The organism is Streptococcus mitis (assembly GCF_946188615.1).
Classification (GTDB): domain Bacteria; phylum Bacillota; class Bacilli; order Lactobacillales; family Streptococcaceae; genus Streptococcus; species Streptococcus mitis_BZ.
On the sequence record NZ_CAMHVK010000058.1, the window covers coordinates 1 to 236 of the forward strand.

The window sequence follows — 236 nt, forward strand, 5'->3', positions numbered from 1 at the left end:
TTCGAACCCACGCACGCTTTTACACGCCTGACGGTTTTCAAGACCGTTCCCTTCAGCCGGACTTGGGTAATCCTCCAAAATAGTCCGTACGGGATTCGAACCCGTGTTACCGCCGTGAAAAGGCGGTGTCTTAACCCCTTGACCAACGGACCAAACTTTATGGGCACGAGTGGACTCGAACCACCGACCTCACGCTTATCAGGCGTGCGCTCTAACCACCTGAGCTACGCGCCCAA

At 55.5% G+C, this 236-nt stretch carries 2 tRNA genes; both read right to left on the reverse strand.

The features are described from left to right. Positions 1-80: 80 nt before the first annotated feature. Positions 81-152: transfer RNA gene (locus tag OCF95_RS09815), tRNA-Glu, on the reverse strand. Between the two features lie 8 nt (positions 153-160). Then, positions 161-234 (reverse strand) — tRNA-Ile (locus OCF95_RS09820). Between the last annotated feature and the right edge of the window lie 2 nt (positions 235-236).